The organism is Kitasatospora sp. MY 5-36, from assembly GCF_001182915.1.
In the GTDB taxonomy this organism is placed as follows: domain Bacteria; phylum Actinomycetota; class Actinomycetes; order Streptomycetales; family Streptomycetaceae; genus Kitasatospora.
In genome coordinates this window covers 1-5,451 of sequence record NZ_LFVW01000715.1, presented here as the reverse complement: position 1 = coordinate 5,451, position 5,451 = coordinate 1, and the positions used below count along the sequence as shown (strand labels likewise).

The following is a 5,451-nucleotide window of genomic DNA, read 5'->3' as shown; positions in this document are numbered from 1 at the left end:
GGCCGGCCCGGCGGGCGGCGACGGTCGGCGGGAGCAGCAGCGCGGCGAGGCCGCCGGGACGGGTGTGGGCGAGGCAGTGCAGCACCCAGGCGAGTTCGGACTCGCCGCGCGGCGGGACGAGCCCGCCGGGCCAGCGGGTGTCGTACTGCAGCTCGTCGTGGCCCCAGTCGCGCTCGTTGTACGGGGGCTGGCAGAGCACCGCCTCGAAGGTGTCGCCGGGGAAGCCGTCGGCGCGCAGGGCGTCGCCGGCGCGCAGGTCGAGCGGCAGCGGGCCGGGCTCGTCGGCGGGGGTGTGCAGGGCGATCCGGAGCCGGGCGAGGGCGGCGGCGACCGGGTCGGCGTCCTGGCCGTAGCGGCCGGTGGTCGGCGGGTGGGCGAGCAGGACGGAGCCGAGGCCGACGGCCGGGTCGAGCACGGTGGCGGGGACGCCGGCGACGGCGGCGAGCAGCTCGGCGGCCTCCGGCGGGGTGGGGCTGAGCTGGCGGGTGTTGGCCTCGGCGTACCGGGTGAGCAGCTGCTCGTACGCGCCGACCGGGCCGGCCTGGGCGGCGAGTTCGGCGAGCAGCCGGGCAAGGTCCAGCTGGGTGCTGCCGAGCAGGCCGGGGAGGCCGAGGGTGCGGGCGCCGTCCGGGCCGAAGGCGTGCACGGCGGTGCCGGCGACGGCCCGGGGCAGTGCGAGGGCGAGCCGGGTGTCGGGCCGGTCGGCGAGTTCGGCCCACTGTCCGGGCTCGCGGTGCAGCAGCAGGAGCAGGGCGCCCGCCTCGACCAGCGGGGCGGCGGGGTGGCCGGCCGGGTCGCGGAGGGTGTCGACGAGCTGCCAGACCCGCTCCAGCAGCGGGAGTTCGGCGATCTTGCCCTGGGCGCGCAGCCAGGACTCGACCTCGGCGAGCGCGAAGGCCGGGCTGGCGTCGGTGCCGCCGACCGGGCGCGGGAAGTCGGGGTGGCGGCGGCGCCAGTTGCTGACCGCGGCCCGGCCGACGCCGGCCAGCCGGGCGATCTCGGCGGCGGTCACTTCGGGACGGTCCGGCACGGGGGCTCCTTCGGTGGGGGCTGCGACCGCACTGCGGGCGGGGGCTGGGCGCCGGGCCGGGGGTGGGCGGCTCGGGGCTGTGACCGCACAGCATAGCGACGAGCCTCTCGATCCCAGTTCACATGTGAACAGAGCTCTTTTGTGAAATCGCATTGACATGGTTCACGCCCGAGTGGTGTGATCTCTCCGTCGCCACCGAACGGGGGCGGCGCCAGGAAGACCACCGATCACCGGGAGAACACCCATGTCCGCGACCACCCGCCGCCGCACCGCCTCCCTGCTGCTGGGCGCCGCCCTGATCACGCTCACCGCGACGGCGTGCAACTCCACCGGCGGCCCGTCCGTCGCCACCGAGCCCAAGCAGAGCGCCGCCGCGAGCGCGCCCGCCGGCGGCAGCAAGCCGGCCGACGCCCCCAAGGTGGCGCAGGTCGGCGACACCATCCCGCTCAAGGGCAACGACCCGGCCGACACCGCCGAGGTGACGCTGGTGAAGGTGGTCGACAACGCCGAGGCCGACAACGAGTACGTCCACCCGGCCGACGGCAAGCGCTTCGTCGCGGTCCAGTTCCGGATCAAGGCCAGCGGCAAGAAGGCCTACAGCGACGCCCCGGGCAACGGCGCCAAGGTGCTGGACGCCCAGGGCCAGGCCTTCGGCACCACGGTCGCCGACACCAAGGCCGGCCCGAGCTTCCAGGTCCCGGCCACCATCGCCCCCGGCGAGAGCGCCCTCGGCTTCGTCACCTTCGAGGTCCCGAAGGACGTCAAGCTCGACAAGGCCCAGTTCGGCCTGGACAGCGGCTTCGCCCCGCAGACCGGCCAGTGGAAGATCGGCTGACAGCCCTGTTCACAGCCGCAGCCCCGCCCCGCTCAGGCGGACGGACAGGCAGGCGGACAGAAACGGAACGGCGGCCCCGGGCAGAGCCCGAGACCGCCGTGGACCACCCGAGGGGCGGACGCTACTTCTTCGCCCCCGCCAGGTCGTCGAACATCGCCGACAGGAACTCGCTGCACCAGCCCAGCAGCTCCCGCCCGACCAGCGGCTTGCCGCCGATCCGCCCGGTGCTCGGGCGCGGCACCAGCAGCTGCTGGGCCGCCGCCTTCACCTGGCTGCGCGGGTAGAGCCGGTTCAGCCGCAGCTGCTGGGACTCCCGCAGCTCCACCGGCCCGAAGCGCACGTTGGAGCCCTGGAGGGTGATGTCCGAGATCCCGCACCGGCGGGCGTACAGCCGCAGCGCCGCGACCAGCAGCAGGTTCTCCACCGGCTCGGGCAGCTTGCCGTAGCGGTCCACCAGCTCGTCCCGGACCTGCTGGATGTCCTCCTCCGAGTTGACCGCGGCGATCGAGCGGTACGCCTGCAGCCGCAGCCGCTCGCCGGGCGCGTAGTCGTGCGGCACGTGGGCGTCGACCGGCAGCTCGATCTTCACCTCCAGCGGCTCCTCCTCCGCCTCCCCGCCGCCGGCCAGCGACTCGCGGAACTCCGCCACCGCCTCGCCGACCATCCGCATGTAGAGGTCGAAGCCGACGCCCGCGATGTGCCCGGACTGCTCGCCGCCGAGCAGGTTGCCCGCGCCGCGGATCTCCAGGTCCTTCATCGCGACGTACATGCCCGCGCCCATCTCGGTGTGCTGGGCGATGGTGGCCAGCCGCTCGTGCGCGGTCTCGGTGAGCGGCTTCTCCGGCGGGTACAGCATGTACGCGTAGCCGCGCTCGCGGCCTCGGCCGACCCGGCCGCGCAGCTGGTGCAGCTGGGAGAGGCCGAAGGTGTCGCCGCGCTCCACGATCAGGGTGTTGGCGTTGGAGATGTCGATGCCGGACTCCACGATCGTGGTCGACACCAGGACGTCGAACTCCTTCTCCCAGAAGTCGACGACGACCTTCTCCAGCTGGGTCTCCCCCATCTGGCCGTGCGCGGTGGCGATCCGCGCCTCGGGCACCAGGTCCTTCAGCCGGGCGGCCGCCTTGTCGATCGACTCCACCCGGTTGTGGATGTAGAACACCTGGCCCTCGCGCAGGAGTTCACGCCGGATCGCGGCCGAGATCTGCTTCTCGTCGTACGGCCCGACGAAGGTCAGCACCGGGTGCCGCTCCTCCGGCGGGGTGGTGATGGTGGACATCTCGCGGATGCCGGTGACCGCCATCTCCAGGGTGCGCGGGATCGGGGTCGCGGACATGGTGAGCACGTCCACGTTGGCGCGCAGCTTCTTCAGCTGCTCCTTGTGCTCGACGCCGAAGCGCTGCTCCTCGTCGACGATGACCAGGCCGAGGTCCTTGAACCTGGTCTCGGAGGAGAACAGCCGGTGGGTGCCGATGACGACGTCCACCGAGCCCTCGAACAGCCCCTCCAGGACGGCCTTGGCCTCGCTGTCGGTCTGGAAGCGGGACAGCGCCTTCACCGTCACCGGGAAGTTGGCGTAGCGCTCGGCGAAGGTCGAGAAGTGCTGCTGCACCAGCAGCGTGGTCGGCACCAGCACCGCCACCTGCTTGCCGTCCTGCACGGCCTTGAACGCGGCCCGCACCGCGATCTCGGTCTTGCCGTAGCCGACGTCGCCGCAGATCAGCCGGTCCATCGGGACGGACTTCTCCATGTCGGACTTGACCTCGGCGATGGTGGTCAGCTGGTCGGGCGTCTCCGCGTACGGGAAGGCGTCCTCCAGCTCGCGCTGCCACGGGGTGTCCGGGCCGAAGGTGTGGCCGGGGGCGGCCATCCGGGCCGAGTACAGCTTGATCAGGTCGGCGGCGATCTCCTTGACCGCCTTCTTGGCCCGCTGCTTGGTCTTCGCCCAGTCCGCGCCGCCGAGCCGGTGCAGCGTCGGGGCCTCGCCGCCGACGTACTTGGTGACCTGGTCGAGCTGGTCGGTCGGCACGAACAGCCGGTCGCCGGGGTGGCCGCGCTTGGCCGGGGCGTACTCCAGCACCAGGTACTCGCGGGTGGCGCCCTGGACGGTGCGCTGCACCATCTCGACGTACTTGCCGACGCCGTGCGCCTCGTGGACGACGTAGTCGCCGGCCACCAGCGCCAGCGGGTCGATCGCGTTGCGGCGGCGCGAGGGCATCCGGCGCATGTCCTTGGTGGAGGACTTCTGGCCGGACAGGTCGGTCTCGGTGATGACCGTGAGCTTCAGGTCCTCGTCGACGAAGCCGTGCTCGATCGAGCCGCAGGAGACGTGGACGACGTCCCGGGTGGGCGCCTCGGCGAGGTCGGCGACGAGGCGGGCCGGGATGCCCTCGTTGCCCAGCACCTCGGCGAGCCGGGAGGCCGGGCCGTGGCCCTCGGTCACCATGACGACCCGCCAGTCGGCGGCCAGCCGCTCCTTGGCGTCGGCGATCGCCCGAGCGGTGTCGCCCCGGTAGGCCTCGACGGCGTGCATGCCGAGGGTCAGCGTGTTGGCGTCGAACTCCAGGATGCCGTCGACGGTCGACTCGCTGGTCGCGAACGGGCTGACCGACCACCAGGGCAGCCCGATCTCGGCGGCGTGCTCGCGCACCTCGGCGAGCGAGCGCAGCGAGGCGGCGGAGACGTCGATGGCCTCCAGGTCGATCGGCCGGTCCCCGCCCGCCGCGGCCGCGACCCAGGACGCGTGCAGGAACTCCTGGCTGGTCGCGACCAGGTCGGCGGCCCGGGTGCGGACCCGCTCCGGGTCGCAGACCACCGTGACGGAGCCGAGCGGCAGCACGTCCAGCAGCAGCTCCATGTCGTCCACCAGCACCGGCGCCAGCGACTCCATGCCCTCGACCGCGATCCCCTCGGCGATCCGGTCGAGGATCTCGGCCAGCCCGGGGTGCTCGGCGGCCAGCTCGGCGGCCCGGGCCCGCACCTCGTCGGTGAGCAGCAGCTCCCGGCAGGGCGGCGCCCACAGGCCGTGCTCGGCGATCTCCAGCGAGCGCTGGTCGGCGACCTTGAAGTACCGGACCTCCTCGACCTCGTCGCCCCAGAACTCCACCCGCAGCGGGTGCTCCTCGGTCGGCGGGAAGACGTCCAGGATGCCGCCGCGGACGGCGAACTCGCCGCGCTTCTCGACCAGTTCGACGCGCGCGTAGGCGGCAGCGGAGAGCCGGCGGGCCACCTCCTCCAGGTCGTACGACTCACCGCGCCGGACGGCCACCGGCTCCAGCTCGGCCAGCCCCTTGACCTGCGGCTGGAGCACCGAGCGGACCGGGGCGACGATCACCTGGACCGGCCCGGCCGCCGGATCGTCCGCCCGCGGGTGCACGATCCGGCGCAGCACGGCCAGCCGGCGCCCGACGGTGTCCGAGCGGGGCGACAGCCGTTCGTGCGGCAGGGTCTCCCAGGCCGGGAACTCGGCGACGGCGTCGGCGGGCAGCAGCGAGCGCAGCGAGGCCGCGAGGTCCTCGGCCTCCCGGCCGGTCGCGGTGACGGCCAGCACCGGACGGCCCCGTTCCCCGGCGGCCTGCCCGGCGAG

3 protein-coding genes are annotated in these 5,451 nt (G+C 73.5%); 1 reads left to right on the top strand and 2 read right to left on the bottom strand.

The annotated features are described in order from the left end of the window. Window positions 1-1,030 (bottom strand): N-6 DNA methylase (locus tag AE652_RS34285; RefSeq protein ID WP_159028636.1); only part of this gene is annotated, 1,030 nt, incomplete at its 3' end. Window positions 1,031-1,274: 244 nt separating this feature from the next. Between AE652_RS34285 and AE652_RS34280 the strand changes: the two genes are divergently transcribed. Continuing rightward, entirely contained in the window at window positions 1,275-1,865 is a 591-nt protein-coding gene (locus AE652_RS34280; protein ID WP_049658794.1) for a DUF4352 domain-containing protein, read from the top strand. A 121-nt stretch (window positions 1,866-1,986) separates the two neighbouring features. Here the strand turns inward: AE652_RS34280 and mfd are convergent. Further along, a partial coding sequence (gene mfd, locus AE652_RS34275) for a transcription-repair coupling factor (protein ID WP_049658792.1) occupies window positions 1,987-5,451 on the bottom strand: 3,465 nt, incomplete at its 5' end.

Excerpts from the sequence above, each read along its gene's own strand:
- AE652_RS34280 (WP_049658794.1), top strand. The coding sequence starts at position 1,275 with ATGTCCGCGACCACCCGCCGCCGCACCGCCTCCCTGCTGCTGGGCGCC.